The sequence below is a fragment of the Pseudomonas fjordensis genome (assembly GCF_976987115.1).
The window spans coordinates 3999804-4016050 of the sequence record NZ_OZ336860.1 but is presented as its reverse complement, the minus strand read 5'-3'; the positions used below and the strand labels follow the sequence as shown (position 1 = coordinate 4016050).

Annotated in this window: 14 protein-coding genes; 2 read left to right on the top strand and 12 right to left on the bottom strand. The window is 62.3% G+C overall.

The annotated features are described in order from the left end of the window. Positions 1 to 119: 119 nt before the first annotated feature. From ACWHXD_RS18075 to ACWHXD_RS18040, 8 genes are all read right to left on the bottom strand, one after another. Entirely contained in the window at positions 120 to 455 is a 336-nt protein-coding gene (locus ACWHXD_RS18075; protein ID WP_098950966.1) for a DUF6124 family protein, read from the bottom strand. 1066 nt (positions 456 to 1521) lie between these two features. Beyond that, a complete protein-coding gene (locus ACWHXD_RS18070; RefSeq protein WP_014718935.1) occupies positions 1522 to 1860 on the bottom strand; it encodes a Na+/H+ antiporter subunit G in 339 nt (112 codons plus the stop codon). Continuing rightward, on the bottom strand, positions 1857 to 2135 hold the full coding sequence (locus tag ACWHXD_RS18065; protein WP_003192168.1) for a K+/H+ antiporter subunit F: 279 nt from the start codon (positions 2133 to 2135) through the stop codon (positions 1857 to 1859). The genes ACWHXD_RS18070 and ACWHXD_RS18065 overlap by 4 nt, the downstream gene beginning before the upstream one ends. Beyond that, positions 2132 to 2620: a Na+/H+ antiporter subunit E gene (locus ACWHXD_RS18060; protein ID WP_014718934.1), complete on the bottom strand. Its 489-nt coding sequence runs from the start codon at positions 2618 to 2620 to the stop codon at positions 2132 to 2134. The genes ACWHXD_RS18065 and ACWHXD_RS18060 overlap by 4 nt, the downstream gene beginning before the upstream one ends. Beyond that, entirely contained in the window at positions 2617 to 4299 is a 1683-nt protein-coding gene (locus ACWHXD_RS18055) for a monovalent cation/H+ antiporter subunit D (RefSeq protein ID WP_138761675.1), read from the bottom strand. The genes ACWHXD_RS18060 and ACWHXD_RS18055 overlap by 4 nt, the downstream gene beginning before the upstream one ends. Further along, positions 4296 to 4640, bottom strand: a complete 345-nt coding sequence (locus ACWHXD_RS18050; RefSeq protein ID WP_003192163.1) for a Na+/H+ antiporter subunit C — start codon at positions 4638 to 4640, stop codon at positions 4296 to 4298. The genes ACWHXD_RS18055 and ACWHXD_RS18050 overlap by 4 nt, the downstream gene beginning before the upstream one ends. Beyond that, positions 4640 to 7561 (bottom strand): monovalent cation/H+ antiporter subunit A, encoded by a 2922-nt coding sequence (locus ACWHXD_RS18045; protein WP_032896622.1) that lies wholly within the window; start codon positions 7559 to 7561, stop codon positions 4640 to 4642. Before ACWHXD_RS18045 ends, ACWHXD_RS18050 begins: the two co-directional genes overlap by 1 nt. A 716-nt stretch (positions 7562 to 8277) precedes the next feature. Next, on the bottom strand, positions 8278 to 9207 hold the full coding sequence (locus tag ACWHXD_RS18040) for a DMT family transporter (protein WP_138761674.1): 930 nt from the start codon (positions 9205 to 9207) through the stop codon (positions 8278 to 8280). A 92-nt stretch (positions 9208 to 9299) separates the two neighbouring features. Here ACWHXD_RS18040 and ACWHXD_RS18035 point away from each other — a divergent pair, with 92 nt between their 5' ends. Next, positions 9300 to 9863 (top strand): helix-turn-helix domain-containing protein, encoded by a 564-nt coding sequence (locus tag ACWHXD_RS18035; RefSeq protein WP_098950970.1) that lies wholly within the window; start codon positions 9300 to 9302, stop codon positions 9861 to 9863. A 23-nt stretch (positions 9864 to 9886) separates the two neighbouring features. Then, positions 9887 to 11284: an FAD/NAD(P)-binding protein gene (locus ACWHXD_RS18030; protein WP_138761673.1), complete on the top strand. Its 1398-nt coding sequence runs from the start codon at positions 9887 to 9889 to the stop codon at positions 11282 to 11284. Between the two features lie 144 nt (positions 11285 to 11428). Here the strand turns inward: ACWHXD_RS18030 and ACWHXD_RS18025 are convergent, their stop codons facing one another. From ACWHXD_RS18025 to ACWHXD_RS18010, 4 genes are read right to left on the bottom strand one after another with little or no spacing between them, the layout of a single operon-like run. Beyond that, positions 11429 to 12691 (bottom strand): efflux RND transporter periplasmic adaptor subunit, encoded by a 1263-nt coding sequence (locus ACWHXD_RS18025; RefSeq protein WP_138761672.1) that lies wholly within the window; start codon positions 12689 to 12691, stop codon positions 11429 to 11431. Continuing rightward, a complete protein-coding gene (locus ACWHXD_RS18020; RefSeq protein WP_138761671.1) occupies positions 12681 to 14159 on the bottom strand; it encodes a TolC family protein in 1479 nt (492 codons plus the stop codon). The genes ACWHXD_RS18025 and ACWHXD_RS18020 overlap by 11 nt, the downstream gene beginning before the upstream one ends. Beyond that, on the bottom strand, positions 14152 to 15351 hold the full coding sequence (locus tag ACWHXD_RS18015) for an ABC transporter permease (RefSeq protein ID WP_499084376.1): 1200 nt from the start codon (positions 15349 to 15351) through the stop codon (positions 14152 to 14154). Before ACWHXD_RS18015 ends, ACWHXD_RS18020 begins: the two co-directional genes overlap by 8 nt. Continuing rightward, positions 15348 to 16055, bottom strand: a complete 708-nt coding sequence (locus ACWHXD_RS18010) for an ABC transporter ATP-binding protein (protein ID WP_138761670.1) — start codon at positions 16053 to 16055, stop codon at positions 15348 to 15350. The genes ACWHXD_RS18015 and ACWHXD_RS18010 overlap by 4 nt, the downstream gene beginning before the upstream one ends. Between the last annotated feature and the right edge of the window lie 192 nt (positions 16056 to 16247).

Sequence of the window (16247 nt, the reverse complement as noted above, 5' to 3'; positions counted from 1 at the left end):
CTTGCCCGCGATGACGGAGTGTCAGTTACCGAAAATGTTGGCTGACCCGCTGCAATCGCAGGCAAGCCAGCTCCCACATTTTTTACCGTGCCCACTTTGCGAACTCTTCGGTTTCAGATTTATGTGTGGGTTGGATGGTCTTTGAGGCTTAGTGTTTTATCCACCATTAACTGGATCCCCTCCAGCATCCGACAAATCCCCAGGGCGACGCTGCGAGGATTGCCGTCGATCTCAAAAGCCAAGTGGCTTGCCAGTGCATGAACCGACGCTAGATCCTCAGATGCGTTGACCAGCAGCGTCTCGACGTCTAGTCCTTCTCGCACGGTAAACAAGCCATGGCCCTCAGCAGGCGGCTCTGGTTTCTCAGACGGGTTCAGATAGTGGTTGATTGCTCGATGAGCAGCAGTGTGAAGCGTGATTGAATCTGAAGGCGGATTAGGACTGTCTTTAATCATGGCGAAGCTCCTAGAGTATTGGAGTCACCACCCCTCGCTGCGAAACGATATTGGGGTGGCAGCTGTACGCAGGTTCGCAGACCGGGACTCTAGGCTCCCGGCATACCCGAAGGTATCCCGCGCACAGCCGCCATAACATCAGGCATAAAAAAGCGCCCGCTATCTTGAGGTGGACGCTGTGCGTCTAGAGTTTAACCGAGCTGCGAAACCCGGTCGCTGAATTTGCAGCGACCCCCGAAGATTAGGCAGGCATCTTCCGAGGGGCAACCCTAAAACGCTGTCGGAAATTTCTGGCTGGACCTCAATGCCTGGATGGATCGGGTGCCAGCTGAGGTAATGGTTACCACCAAGAACCGTTTTACTGATCGAGCGGTCGCTTCCCTGTGTGGCGCGGGCCGATGATGCTGAGCTGGCGCAATGGGCGGCGCGTATCCGTTCGATTGCCTGGCGCCAAACCAAATGTGGGAGCTGGCTTGCCTGCGATGGCCATAGGTATCTACACAACTCTGTGGGTTGTAACAGCAAACGGTAACCACGATGCGAAGCGAGGCGCTCTTGATCTTGATCTGCTTGTGATCTTGATCTCAGGCGCCCCGTTAAACCACGCTGGCCGGAATTCGACAGGGATTTGGGGGGTAAACCGGCAGGGATGCCGGTTTAGCCGCCCCGCGCCATGGATGGCGCGTGGCGGCGGCCCCCCAAATCACTGGCGGATTACGGGCACACCGAGCCTAGGCGAGGTGCCGAGTGGTGGGGCAAGAGCGTTTTGCTTACTTTTGCGCTTTTCAAAAGTGAGCCGCTGTCAGAGCGGAACCCTAGGTGGCCGTTACCTACATAACGGATATGTACTCAGTCTGATCCTAAATCCCGGTAGGCTGTCAGGCCGTCTTCGCGAGCAAGCCCGCACACAGGTTGATCGCGGGGTGCCAGGTAGATGGGCGCCGGCTGTCAGGCCGTCACGGAAGCAAGCTCCCCCGCCACAGGTCCGGCGTCGCACCAAAGTTGTGTAGATACCTATGGCTATCGCAAGCCAGCTCCCACATTTTTAATGCGTTCGCCTGATGAATCAGCGGCGGCTGCTGACTTCGGCGGGGACGTCATCGCCGGCCATGCGTTTGCGGAACAGGGCGGTTCGCGCCAACAGCAGTGTGGTGACCGGCACGGTGATCGCGAGCAAAATCGGAATCAACCAGCCGTGCAACACCGGCCCGGATTTGAGCGTTGAAAAGTAGATGATCGACGCCAACGCCACGCTCCACGCCCCCAGCGTCGAGGCGAGTGCCGGCGGGTGCATGCGTTGGAAAAATTCTTTCATCCGCAGCAAGCCAATCGCGCCAATCAAGGCAAACAGGCTGCTGAGCAACAGCAACGCCGCCACGATAATTTCAACCCATAACGGCATCATTCAATCACCTCGCCACGCAGCAGGAATTTGGCCAGGGCGAACGAGCCGACGAAGCCGAACAGCGCGATCAATAGCGCCGCTTCAAAGTAAGTGTCACTGGCATAGCGGATACCCAGGGTGAGCATCATCAGCATCGCCAGGATGTACAGGTAGTCCAGCGCCAGTACCCGGTCCTGGGCCGAGGGGCCTTTGAACAGGCGCACCAGGGTCAGCACCATGGCCAGGGAGAACAGGAACAGGCTGAACAGGATCGCATTGGCGAGCAGGGCGCTCATTCGAAGATCTCCATCAGGGGCCGTTCGTAGGCGTGCTTGAATTGCTGGATAAACGAGGCCTCGTCATCCAGGTCGAAGACGTGCAGCAGCAGGATGCTACGGTCCAGGGCCAGTTCCGACCACACGGTGCCGGGGGTCACGCTGGTGATCATCGCCAGCACGGCCAGGCCGTTGGCGTCGCGCAGGTCCAGGGGGATCTTGATAAAGCGCGAGCGCGGTGGGCGTGAGCCGCAGGTGAGTACGCCCCAGGCCACGTGAAGGTTGGAGATGATCACGTCGAGGCCGACCCGGAAAAACAGACGGATGATCACCCCAGGGCGGCGGATGCGGATCGGCAGCGGGCGCAACGGCGCCATCATCAGCGGCGCAAGAAAGCCCAGCAGTGCGCCCAGCAGCAGGTTGCCGGGGCTGATCGACAGGTTCAGCACCAGCCACAACACCCACAACGCCAACGACAACCAGGGAGCAGGGAACAGACGCTTCATGGTTGCACCTCCAGGGCGGCGGCCTTGGCTTCAGGGCTGGGCACTGGCCGGGTCGCGAGCACTGCCATCACGTAGTGTTCCGGGTTGTTCAGGCTGTCGGCGGTGGCCTGAGTGTAGCGCATCAGCGCCTCGGCCTTGAAGGTCAGCGCGATGCTCAACCCCAGTAGCAGGAAGATCGGCACACATTCGTAGCGGCGCAGCAGCGGTGATGGGCGTTCTTCCGGGGTCCAGAAGCGCTGGATGCCGAGGCGGGCGAACGCGATGAGCGAGGCCAGGCCAGAGAGAATCAGCAGCGCCACCAGGCCCCAGGCCGCTGGGCGAATGGACTCATCCACGGCGTTGCCCAGGCCCAGCGGGTTGATCAGCGCGCTCAACAGGCTGAGCTTGCCGATAAACCCGGACAGCGGCGGCATGCCGATAATCAGCAGCGCACAGGCGATAAAGCTCAAGCCGAGAAAGGCCATGGTCCAGGGGATGACCTGGCCGATCACCGCTTTCTGCTCATCGTCCAGGTTCACGCCGGGACGCGGGTGCAGGGATTCCATGGCTTTGGGCAGCGCATCGATCTCCTCATCCAGTGGCAGGTCGTTGGCCGAGCGCGAGCGTTCGATCAATTCAGCCAGCAGGAACAGCGCACTCAGTGCCAGGGTGGAGCTGACCAGATAGAACAACGCTCCTGCGGTCAGACTCGGCTGGGCAAACCCGACCGCCGACAGCAGGATCCCGGCCGACACGAGGATGCTCAGGCTGGCCATGCGCTCCAGGCGCTGCGCCGCCACCATCGCCAGTGCCGCGCAAATGATGGTCGCCATGCCGCCGTACACCAGCCAGTCGCCGCCAAATAGCGCCGAGGCGCCGGCCTGGCCGGAGAACAGCAGGGTCCACAGGCGCAGCACGGTGTACACGCCGACCTTGGTCATGATCGCGAACATCGCCGCCACCGGCGCGCTGGCCGAGGAGTAGGCGGGCGCCAGCCAGAAGTTCAGCGGCCACATGCCGGCCTTGGCCAGGAACGCCGTCGCCAGGATCGCCGCACCGGCATGCAACAGGCCGCGATCGGCCTCCGGCACCAGCGGGATCTTCAACGCCAGGTCGGCGAAATTCAGCGTACCGGTGACGCCGTAGATCATCGCCGCGCCAATCAGGAACAGCGACGACGCCAGCAGGTTGATCGCAATGTAATGCAGCCCCGACGACACCCGCGCGCGGCCGGAACCGTGCAGCATCAAACCGTAAGAGGCCGCCAGCAGCACCTCGAAGAACACGAACAGGTTGAACAGGTCCGCGGTGAGGAAGGCGCCATACAGCCCCATCAGTTGAATCTGGAACAGGGCATGGAAGCTGGTGCCCGCACGGTCCCAGCGCGCCATGGCGAACAGCAGCGCACTCACGCCGATCACCCCGGTAAGCACCAGCATCATCGCCGACAGTTGGTCCACCACCAGCACGATGCCGAACGGCACCTGCCAGTTGCCCGGCAAGTACACGCCAATGGAGCCGGGGCCGCCCTGTTGCGTCCAGTACAACAGCAGCACGGCAACGCCCAGGCCGACGATGCTGGAGCACAGATTGATCCGGGCTTTGAGCGGGCGGCGTTTCTCGCCCAGCATCAGCATCAACCCAGCGGTGAGCAGCGGCAGCAGGATCGGCGCGACGATCAGTTGATTCATCCACGTCATTCCTTGGGCTCCCGGCCGTCCACATGGTCAGTGCCGGTCAGGCCCCGGGATGCCAGCAGCACCACCAGGAACAATGCGGTCATGGCGAAGCTGATGACGATGGCCGTGAGCACCAGGGCCTGGGGCAGTGGGTCGGTGTAGTTGAGCAGGTCTTGGGGCACGCCGTCCTTGATGATCGGCTCCTTGCCGATAAACAGGCTGCCCATGCTGAAGATGAACAGGTTGACGCCGTAAGACAGCAGGCACAAACCCATCACCACCTGGAACGTCCGAGGCCGCAAGATCAACCAGACGCCGGAGGCCGCCAGGACCCCAATGGCTATTGCGATGACTTCTTCCATCAGGCGGCTCCTTCGGTTGCAGCAACCACTTTGGGCTGGTTGCTCGGTTTATGCGCGCGCACCGACTGGTGGCCGAGGGCGGTAAGCATCAACAGGGTCGAGCCCACGACCATGGCGTACACGCCGACGTCAAAGAACAGCGCACTGGCGATATGGATGTCCCCCAGTAGCGGCAGGCTGAAATGCCAGGTATGTGTGGTGAGGAACGGGTACCCGGCGAACAGCGCACCCAGCCCGGTCAAGGTCGCCGACAGCAGGCCGAAGCCCATCCAGCGCATCGGCCGCAGGCTCATCTGCGCCTCGACCCACTGCGTACCGGCGACCATGTATTGCAGGATAAACGCCACCGACATCACCAGCCCGGCGACGAAACCACCACCCGGTTGATTGTGGCCACGCATGAACAGGTAGAACGACACCACCAGCGCAATCGGCAGCAGCAGGCGCACCAGCACCGCCGGCACCATCATAAAGCCCAGGGCGGTGTCGCTGGCCTGGCGTGGGTTGACCAGATCGGTCGCCACGTCCGGCGCCAGTTGGCGCTGTTGGGGCGGCAACTCCATGCTTTCCTTGGACGGGCGGAAGCGGCGCAGCAGGGCGTAAACCGTCAACGCCACGGCGCCGAGTACAGTGATTTCGCCCAGGGTATCGAAGCCCCGGAAGTCCACCAGCATCACATTCACCACATTGCTGCCGCCGCCTTCGGGCAGGGCACGGCTGAGGTAAAACGAAGAGATATCGTTGGGCGTCTGACGGGTCAGCATCGCGTAGGACAGCAGCGCCATGCCGCCGCCGACTGCGGTGGACAGCAGTAAGTCACGCAGGCGGCGGATACGCGCCTTGCGCAGCGAACTGGGCAGGGGTGAGACCTCTTCGATCCGCCTTGGCAGCCAGCGCAGGCCGAGCAGGATCAGCACGGTGGTGACCACTTCCACCACCAGTTGGGTGAGGGCCAGGTCCGGTGCCGAGAACCATACGAAGGTGACGCAGGTCATCAGGCCGCACACGCTGACCATGGTCAGGGCCGCCAGCCGGTGGTACTTGGCTTGCCAGGCGGCACCCAGTGCGCAGGCAATCGCCAGCAACCACAGGGTGACGAAGACGATGGAGCCCGGGATTTTCGGGCGGTCGCCCCAGCTGAGGCCACTGTTGATCATCGGGATCATTGCGCCGATCACTGCCAGCAGCACCAACAGGAACAACTGGGTTTGCAGGCGCTTGGTGCTGATGCGTTTCTCGATGCGGCGCACGCCGCGCATCATCACCACCAGGCAGCGCTCGAAACCGCGCTTGCCGTTGAAGTAGCCGATCAGCGGTGGGTATTCGAAGCGGCCACGCTTGAGTTGCTTGCGCAGCAGCAGGTACAGCACCACGCCGCCGGTCATCGCCACCAGGCTCATGATCATCGGCGCGTTCCAGCCGTGCCAGATCGCCAGGCTATATTCGGGCAAGGTACCGCCCACCACCGGCAGGGCGGCAGCGGCGAGGATCGAGCCGACCACCTGGGCCGGGAAAATTCCCACCAGCAGGCAGGTGAACACCAACAGCTCAACCGGTGCGCGCATCCAGCGCGGCGGCTCGTGGGGCGTGTGCGGCAAGTCGGTGGCGGGCGGGCCGAAGAACACATCGACGGTAAAGCGCAGGGCATAGGCCACGCTGAATGTGCCGGCAATGGTCGCGATCAGCGGCAGGGCGATTTCCACCCATTGGGTCGACGAGATAAACACGGTTTCGGCAAAGAACATCTCTTTGGACAGGAAGCCATTGAGCAACGGCACCCCGGCCATGGACGCACTGGCGACCATCGCCAGGGTCGCGGTAAACGGGATCAGGCGCACCAGCCCACTGAGCTTGCGGATATCCCGCGTGCCGCTTTCGTGGTCGATGATGCCCGCGGCCATGAACAGCGAAGCCTTGAAGGTGGCGTGGTTGAGAATATGGAAGACGGCGGCAACAGCGGCCAGTGGGCTGTTAAGACCCAGCAGCAGGGTGATCAGCCCGAGGTGGCTGATGGTGGAATAGGCCAGCAGGCCCTTGAGATCGTTTTGAAACATGGCGCAGTAAGCGCCGAGGAGGAGAGTGAGGGCGCCGGCACCGCCGACGATCCAGAACCATTCTTCGCTGCCGGACAGCGATGGCCACAGGCGGGCCAGCAGGAACACGCCGGCCTTCACCATCGTCGCCGAATGCAGGTAGGCCGAAACCGGTGTCGGTGCCGCCATGGCGTGGGGCAGCCAGAAATGAAAGGGGAATTGCGCGCTTTTGCTCAAGGCGCCGATCAGCACCAGGGCGAGCATGACCGGGTACAGCGAATGCGCGCGAATTTGATCGCCCGCCGCCAGCACCTGGTCCAGGTCATAGCTGCCGACGATATGCCCCAGCAGCATCACTCCCGCCAACAGGCACAAACCGCCTGCGCCAGTGACCATCAGTGCCATGTACGCACCACGGCGCGCATCGGCACGGTGGTGCCAATAGCCGATCAGCAGGAACGAGAACAGGCTGGTCAGTTCCCAGAAGAATACGATCTGGATCAGGTTGCCGGAGATCACCAGGCCCAGCATGGCGCCCATGAACGCCAGGAAAAACGCAAAGAAACGCGGCACCGGGTCGTCCGGTGACATGTAGTAGCGCGCATACAGCGACACCAGCGTGCCGATGCCCAGCACCAGCATCGAGAACAGCCAGGCGAACCCATCCATGCGCAACACGAAGTTCAGCCCAAGGCTGGGCAACCACATGAATTCTTCGCGGATCACGCCACCGTGGGCGATCTGGGGGTAGAGCAGGGCGACTTGAATAGTACCGACCAGTGCCACAAGGCCGGCCAACAGGGATTCGGTGTTACGTGCGTTATGCGGCAGCAAGGCCGCCAGACAGCTGCCGATAAAAGGCAGAAGCAGTAGAACTATCAGGGACATAGGCTTCTAATCTGCGGGAGTTTGGGATGCATCATACGTGCCGCTTTCACGATCACCAAACGCCAAGATGTGGCAGGATCCTACAAGGTAGGCTGAAACTTCCCATTTGGCACTGTTTGGACCTGCCCTTGAATTGAAATGCTGACCTCTGTGGGAGCCGTTATCTGCAGCGAGGCCGTACCTGTGGCGAGGGAGCTTGCTCCCGTGACGGCCTGCCAACCGCCACCCATCTCCCTGACACCCCACAATCCAACTGTGGGAGCTGGCTTGCCTGCGATGGCGGCCTAACAGCCGACACCCATCTCCCTGGCACCCCGCGGTCAAACTGTGGGAGCGGGCTTGCTCGCGAAGGCGGCCTAACAGTCAACACAGTTGGACCGGGTACATATCCGTTATTTAGGTAACAGCCACTTAGGGTTCCGCCCTGACGGCGGCTCACTTTTGAACAGCGCAAAAGTAAGCAAAACGCTCTTGCCCCACCACTCGGCACCTCGCTTAGGCTCGGTGTGCCCGTAATCCGCCAGTGATTTGGGGGGGCCGCCGCCACGCGCCATCCATGGCGCGGGGCGGCTAAACCGGCATCCCTGCCGGTTTAGCCCCCAAATCCCTGTCGAATTCCGGCCAGCGTGGTTTGACGGGGCGCCTGAGATCAAAAGCAGATCAAGAGCAAGAGCAAGAGCGGCTCGCTTCGCATCGTGGTTACTGTTGATCGCAAACTATCCCTGCCGCTCCTCCTCCAACGCCTCTGCCAACTCAACGGCCTTCTGCCCCTTCGTCTTCAATTCACTCACAATCACCGCCACCACAATCAGCACCGCCCCCAACATCGCAATCGGTGGGAACCGCTCCCCGGCGATTCGCCCAACAACGCCTGCCCACACGGGCTCACCGGCATAAATCAACGTCGCCCGGGTTGGCGAAACACTTTGCTGGGCCCAGTTCATCGCCACCTGGATCACCGCACTGGTCAAGCCCAGGCCCACGGCACTGAACAGCAGCAGCCAGGAAAAGCCCGGCAACGCCTCGCCCATGGGCACCACCATCATGAATGACAGCACCGAAGCGGTGGCCAGTTGCACCACGGTCACCCGGCGAATATCCACCTGGCCGGCAAATGCGCTGATCAAGATGATCTCGGCCGCTATTGCCACTGCACCGACCAGCGTGGCGATTTCACCTGGGCTGAAGTTCAGCGAAGCCCCCGCCGGGCCGGTCAACAGCATCAACCCGGCAAACGCCAGCATGATGCCGATGCTGGGCATCAACCCGGGGCGACGGCCCAATACCAGCCACTGCAACAGCGGCACGAACGGTACATACAGCGCGGTGATAAACGCCGACTGGCTGCTCAAGATGGTTTGCAGGCCTATGGTCTGCAAGCCATAGCCGAACATGATTGCCACACCGATAAACACCCCGGCCTTTAGTTCGAACAGGGTCAGGTCGCGCAGGGTGCGCAAGGAAAAGAACCCCACCACAATCGTCGCCGCCGCGAAGCGCAGGCCGACAAAGAACATTGGCCCGCTGACGGTCATGGCGTGCTGCACCAGCAAAAAGGTGCCGCCCCAGATCATGGTGATCACCACCAGGATGCATTCGGCTTTACTGAAACGGTTGAAACGCGAAGGGGAGTTAGGGGCAGTCATGGCGGCTCGGTCTTGCAAGGGGAAAGCACGGACCGCACAATGCGCCGCACGCTGGGCAGTATACTGCGCACACCTACCTATTGAGCAATATAGTGCACAAAGAAAATCCGCAACGGGCCTCGGTCCTGCAGCACGTCAGCCAGAACGTTCGTCGTCTGCGCCATGCCGCCGACTTGAGCCAGACCGCGCTCTCGGAAAAATCCGGTGTCAGCCGGCGCATGCTGGTGGCGATTGAAGCAGGGGAGAAGAACGTCAGTCTGTCGACGCTGGACCGTGTCGCCGAAGCGCTGGACGTGGCCTTCAGCGACCTGATCCAGGCGCCGGATGTGCGCGATCATAGCCGTATCAACGAGTTGGCCTGGGCGGGCGAGATTGTCGGCAGTAAGGCGGTGTTGCTGGCCAAGGCCACGGCACGGCGTGAGGTCGAATTATGGGAGTGGCGGCTTGAGCCCGGTGATCGCTATTGCCCGGACCCTGACTTGGAAGGGTGGAGCGAACAACTGTTTGTGTTCGAGGGCAGCCTGACGCTGGTGATAGGTGATCAGGAAAATGTTATCGAAGCAGGAGAGTTCTTTATGTTCGCCAGCCACCAGCCCCATGCTTATCGCAATGATGGGGACGCGGCGGTGCGATTTGTTCGAAATGTGGTGATTTGAACAACACTCAGGGGTGAACCGGCATGAGTCAATCAACCCGCAATGCTGATGTACTGATCATCGGTGGCGGCCTGAGCGGTACGATGCTGGCCGTGCAACTGCTGCGCCTACCGGGCACGCGGCGCATCCTGATAGTCGAACCTCGCGCTGAACTGGGGCGCGGCGAAGCCTACAGCGCAGTCGAATTGGGCCATACGCTGAACGGCAATGCCGCCCGCATGAGCGTTGACCCAGACAATGCCGACGACCTCACTCAGTGGCTCACCGACTACCTCAGCGCCGGGGGATGGCCCGAGTCGTATCAACAGCATGTGCCCATCAGCGAACTGTTCCCGCCGCGGGGGATTTTTGGCCTGTACGCCCAGCAGCGCTTGGCGCAAGCCAAGGCGCGGTCCACATCGACCGTCGAGCATATCCGTGCCGAAGCGGTGGACCTTCAAGTCGACGCAACCTCAGCGTTATTGACTCTCGATACTGGCGAGCAACTGCGCGGCGCCTGTGCGGTAGTGGCCACCGGCATGTTCCCAGCGGCACGCACCCCGCAAACCGAATCCACAGGTTTGAACGCTGCTGCGCTGGATCCTTGGGATGTCCGCGCAATGACCCAATTGGACCCCCAATCGACGGTGCTGATCATCGGCTCGGGCCTGACTATGGTCGATGCCGTGGTCTCCCTGGAACAGGCCGGGCATCGCGGCCCTGTCGAGGTTTTTTCGCGCCACGGCTTGTTGCCCCATGTACGCCGGCAACCGCCGAGCTGGGACGACTTCCTCGCCGCCGACCACCGCCTGAGCAGCCCCCGACAATTGCTGCGTGAGGTGCGACGCCAGTGCCAGCTCGCGTTGGGGCAAGGCATCGACTGGCAGGCACCGCTGGACACGGTGCGCGTGCATATAGCACGCCTGTGGAGCCAGGCCACTGAGGCTCAGAAACGCCAGTTTGTGCGGCATGTGCGTCCCTGGTGGGAAAGCCACCATCACCGTTCGCCGCCAATGAGTGCGCAATTGGTGGAGCGCTTGCAGGGGGAAGGGCGGCTGCGGATTCATGCGGCGTCGTTCAAGGGCTTGGTGCCGTCGCAAGAGGGGGTTGCCATTGCGCTGCGCTACCGGGGTGAAGAGATGATCAATCAGGTTGTGGGCGCTGCGCTGATCAATTCCAGCGGCATCGAATACGACTGGCGGCGGGTGGCCCGGCCTTTGCCGCAGCAATTGCTCAAGCGCGGGTTGGTCCAGCCTGGGCCATTGGCGCTGGGGATCGCGGCGGATGCAACGGGGGCGGTGCTGGATGCTCGCGGCCAGGTCAGCCCGCGACTGTTCGCCATGGGGCCGCCGTTGCGGGGGATGTGGTGGGAAAGTACGGCGGTGACCGATGTGGCGCTGCAGGCCAAGGCGCTGGCCGCCAGGATTACGACAGCTATCTAACGGATGCCACAGGGCCAGATGTAGGAGCTGGCTTGCCTGCGAAGAGCCTGAGGGCACCGCGTTTGTTCAGGAAGCACGCGTTATCGTTGACGTTTTTCGCGAGCAAGCTCGCTCCTACAGTTAGGGCATACCCGGGATCGAGTGTCAGTGACTGACTTCCCCGACCCTCACAAACCCCGCCTCTAGCCCAAACACCTCAACCCCCTGCGGCGTCGATTGCCCCGTGGTCACTTTTACCCGCTGCACCGGCTGATCCATCGCCGCCCGATACGCCACGGTCATATCCGCCTGGATCGCCTGGCTGGGAATCACGATTGCCTGGTCATTGTTGTAAGTGACGATGGTCAACCGCGCACTCATGCCCAGGCGCACCCGTTGCAACTGCTGTGGCGTCAGCTTGGGGATCGACAAGGTCACCGGAAACTGCGCGCTGCCCTGGCTGTCGCTGGCGATGGCCAAGCCGCTGACCACCCTGACCGAACCCGTCAGCCGCTCGCCGTCAAAGCCATCGCCCATCACTTCAACGGCCTGGCCCTGACGTAACTGGTTGATATCCAGCTCTGAGACCTTGGCGACGATTTTCAACTGTTCGATATTGGCCAGGCCGAACAGCACCTGGCCCTGGCTGACCTTGCTGCCGGCCTGCACCGGCGCGTTGTTGTTGCCGCCACCTTGAGCCGTGTTGGTGCTGCCGGGGGCCGGTACCACGATGCCGGAGAAGGGCGCCTTGACCTCCTTGCCTTCGAGCAGTGTTTGCAAGGCTTCGTACTTCACTGTGGCATTGGTCAGCTCCATCTCTGCGATCTGCCGGTATTCGCCCTGGCCTTGGTCCAGGGCTTGTTGCAGCTCACTGCGCGCCGCCGCCAGGTCCAGTTGCTGTTGCTGGGTTTGTTGCTTGAGGTCGTCCAGTTCGTTGCGGGGGATGATGCCGCGCTTGAACAGGTTTTCGCTCTCGGTGAGTTTGCGTTGGGTGTTACCCGCGGTCATTTCCGCGGTGCGTAAACTGCGACGGGCGCGGCTGACGGTGGGGCTGCTGCCCCAGTCTTGCATTTCCTGCACGGTGCGCCGGGCCTTGAGTTGCGCGGAGAGGGCGTCGCGCAGTTGTACTTCCAGCGTCGCTGGGTCCATGCGCAACAGGACCTGGCCGGCTTCGACGCGCTGGCCTTGCTCGACCAGGTTAGCCAGCACATTGCCGTCGAACGGCGCCGTCAGGGTGACGGTGGTCTGAGGCTCGATCTTGCCCACCAGGCCGATCTGGTGCACCAGCGGGTCGGGCTTGACGGCCAGCCACTGCCCGGCTGTGCTCGCTGGCTCGGCGCCGCCGCGTTGGCTGAGCAGGCTGACTGCCGCGCCGGCCAGCAACAGGATCAAGGCAACGGCCATCAGCAATTTTTTATTAGTAGTCATTGAGGGCGATTTCCCAACTTTCCAGCGTCATGCCCAGGGTCAGATCGAGCTGGGTCTGGGCGTTCAAATAAGCGATCAGCGCATTGAGCTGGGCATTTTCGGCGTTGCGCAGGTCGGTCTCGAAGCTCAGCACCTGGAAGTTGGTGGAGCGCCCGGCGCTGAGTTTTTCCCGCTCGATCTCGATCTTGCGCCGCGACAACTCCACGGCACGTTTGGATATTTCATATTGGCGCCAGCGGGTGCCGAGGTCACGCACCACATTGTTGACGTTGCGCTCCAGTTCCTGGCGAGCGTCGGTGATGCGGATTTCCTGATCCTCCACATTTACCCGCGCGCGCACTTCGGCCTGGCGCGTGCTGATATCGCCAATGGGGATCTGCACTTGCACCCCGGCGTAACTGTCCCAGGTGCGGTTATTGTTATGGCCGTCGTCGTTATCGGTGGCGGCGCGTATCTGGTTGGCGCCGGCCACCAGGTCCACCTGCCAGCGCCCGGAATCCTTGGCGATCACCAGGTTTAGGTCGGCCTGCTGGCTGCCGAGTAGCGCGGCGAGGTATTCCGGTTGCTGGTTTTGCGCGAGGTTGAAGGCCTGGCGTTTGTCGATCTCCATGGGGCTGGCTTCCAGGGCCTCGGTGGCGCGCACCGGTGTCGACAGGTCCAGGGCCAGCAGGCGCAGCAACGCCAGGCGGCTGGTGTCGAGTTGGTTGCGGGCTTCTTCCACGCCCAATTGCTGGGTGGCGATATCGGCTTCGGTCTGCACGATCTCGAACTCGGCCATGCGCCCGGCGCTGATCAGCGCTTTGTTCACCTCCAGCAAGGTCGTGGAGCGCTTGAGGGCTTCCTGCACGATCACCAGTTGTTCCTGGGCGCGCAGCAACTCGCGGTAAGTGGCGATGATCTGGCTGATGGTCTGCGCCACGGTGGCCTTGAGGTTCAGGCGGTTGGCCTGCTCGGCCAGGCGCGACAGGCGCAGCGGTGCGGTGGTGGCATCCCAGCCGGCCCCGCGCATCAGCGGTTGGATGATCGCCAGGTCCAGGCCGTCGCTGCGGTAGCGGCCGGCGCGGTTGGCGTTGTTCAACTGCTGGGTCCAGGCCATGCTCAAGCGCGTGCCGTATTCACCCAGCAGGCTGCTGCTCGGCGCGACGTTGGCGTTGCGCGCATTGTCTTGGGAGCCGCGGGTGCTGCGGTAATAGCTGTTGAGGGTGAGCTTGGGGTTGAACACGTCTTCGGCCACGCGCAGGTCGAACTTCTGCGCCACCCGTTGCAGGTAGGCGCTGCGGATCGCCGGGTTATTGCGCAGGCCCAGGTACACCGCGTCGCCCAGGGTCATGGTGGTGGCCTGGGCATTCAGCGAGACGCTACGCTCGTAGCCGCTGCGGGTGGTACTGGGTGCCTGAGGGTTGATGACCACGTCGGCGGCCATGCCCGGCAGGCTGATCAGCATCAGCAGTAGCAGGTATTTATTCATCGCGCAGGGCCTCGACCGGCTGCAAGCGTGAGGCCGACACCGCCGGGTAAATGCCAAAGAACAAACCCACCAGTAACGTGCTGCCCACGCCCAGGGGCAGGGCGGCCACTGCTAAGGTAAAGGCCCAGCCTGACAGCCACGCATACAGCCAGGCAGCGGTCATGCCCAGCACCGCGCCGCACAGCGCACCCACGGCGGTGAGGGTGACCGCTTCGAGCAAAAACAGGTTGCGGATATCCCGCTGGCGCGCGCCCAGGGCCATGCGGATGCCGATCTCACGGCGGCGTTCCGAGACGTTCATCAGCATCACGTTCATCACCCCCACACCGCCGCCCACCAGGGAGATCGCGCCGAGGGCCAGCAGCAGGTAGGCGAAGGTGCGGCTTTGGCGGGTCATGCCATCGATCATTTGCTGGGGCACCGTGATGTCGACGTCATGATCAGTGAGCTGGGGTTGCAACGCGGCGACGGTGTCCCTGGCGATGCGTTCCATGTCTTGCCCAGGCGTTGCGCGGATGATCAGGTTGTTGATCTGCGGGGTGGCGTAGATGCGGCGCATGCCTTCGGCGGGAATAAACAGCGATTCGTTGGCCTGCACCGGCATCAGCATGGCCCGGGGTTGGTTGTGCAGGATGCCCACCACCAGAAACAGGTAATCGTTGATACGCACACGGTCGCCCAGTTGCAGCGGGTCGCCCGGCGTGCTGAGGGCCTGGGCGAGTTGGTCGCCGATCACCCCGTAGGTTTCGTTGGCATCGAAGGGTGACAGGAAGCGCCCCTCACGCAGCGCCAGGCGCATGGCGTCCTGGATCCCCGCAGTACTGCCGACAAAGCTCGCATTGGTAGTGCGCCCATGAAAAACGATGGGCCCGCTGAACAGGCTGAGCGTGCCGATATGGGCAATGCCTGGCACTGCGTGGCGCACCGCGTCGAGGTCCAGCTGTGTGCGCATCGGCACGTTGCTGCTGCCCTTGGGCGGGAACTGGGCGATGAGGGTGTCGGTGCCCATGTCCTTGAAAATCATCGCCGCATCTACCGCCGCGTTGTGGCCGATATTGATCAACGCCACCACGGAGGAGCTGCCGATGACGATCCCCAGGAGCGCCAGGATCGAACGCTTGCCCAGGGTGCGCAGGCTGATAAAGGCTTCGTGCAGCAACTGGCTGAGGCTCTGCTCGACCCGCAGGCTCATGGGCGCCCGGCCTCATGCACCACACCATTGCGCACCAGGATCTTGCGCTCCAGGCGCTCGGCAATGTGGGGGTCGTGGGTGACGATGATCAGCGTCACCTGTTGTTCACGGTTGAGGTTCAACAGCAGGTCCATGATCTCCTGGGCGGTGGTGCTGTCGAGGTTGCCGGTGGGTTCGTCGGCCAGAATCACCGAGGGGTTGCCGACCAGGGCGCGGGCAATGGCCACGCGCTGGCGCTGGCCGCCGGAGAGGTCGGCAGGGCGGTGGTGGGCGCGTTCGCCGAGGCCGACCTGTGCGAGCATGCGCTGGGCGTGTTCCACCGATTCATGCCGCGACACGCCGCGATAACTCAAGGGCAATGCGACGTTGTCCAGGGCGCTCAGGCGGGGCAGCAGGTTGAAACTCTGGAACACGAAGCCGATCTGCTGGTTGCGGATCGCCGCCAGCTCATCGGGGGTGGCGTTGAAAATATCGTGGCCGGCAAAGTGGTATTGGCCGCAGTTGGGCAGGTCCAGCAGGCCGAGGATGTTGAGCAAGGTGCTTTTGCCGGAACCAGAGGCCCCGAGAATGCCGCAGCTGTCACCGCTGGCGATGGACAGGCACACGTCATTGAGAATGCTCAATTCTTGCCCGGCGAGCTGATAGCGCTTGCCGATGCCTTGCAGGGAAATCAAGCCGGGTTGCGCGGGGGTCTGTGTCATCATGACTACGCCTGCAGTCTCGACGGTATCGCCTTGCCCCCGGAAACCCTTTGTAACAAGTTCGGAAGCTGCCTGTACGCGTCACGGACTGGTTTTATTTCTTGTTTTTAAAATATTGTTTGAATAGTAACTGCCTTCCTCACGCTTCGCCAGCCGTCGAGGTAGAGCGGTTTTACCGGTTGATACGATTTTCTC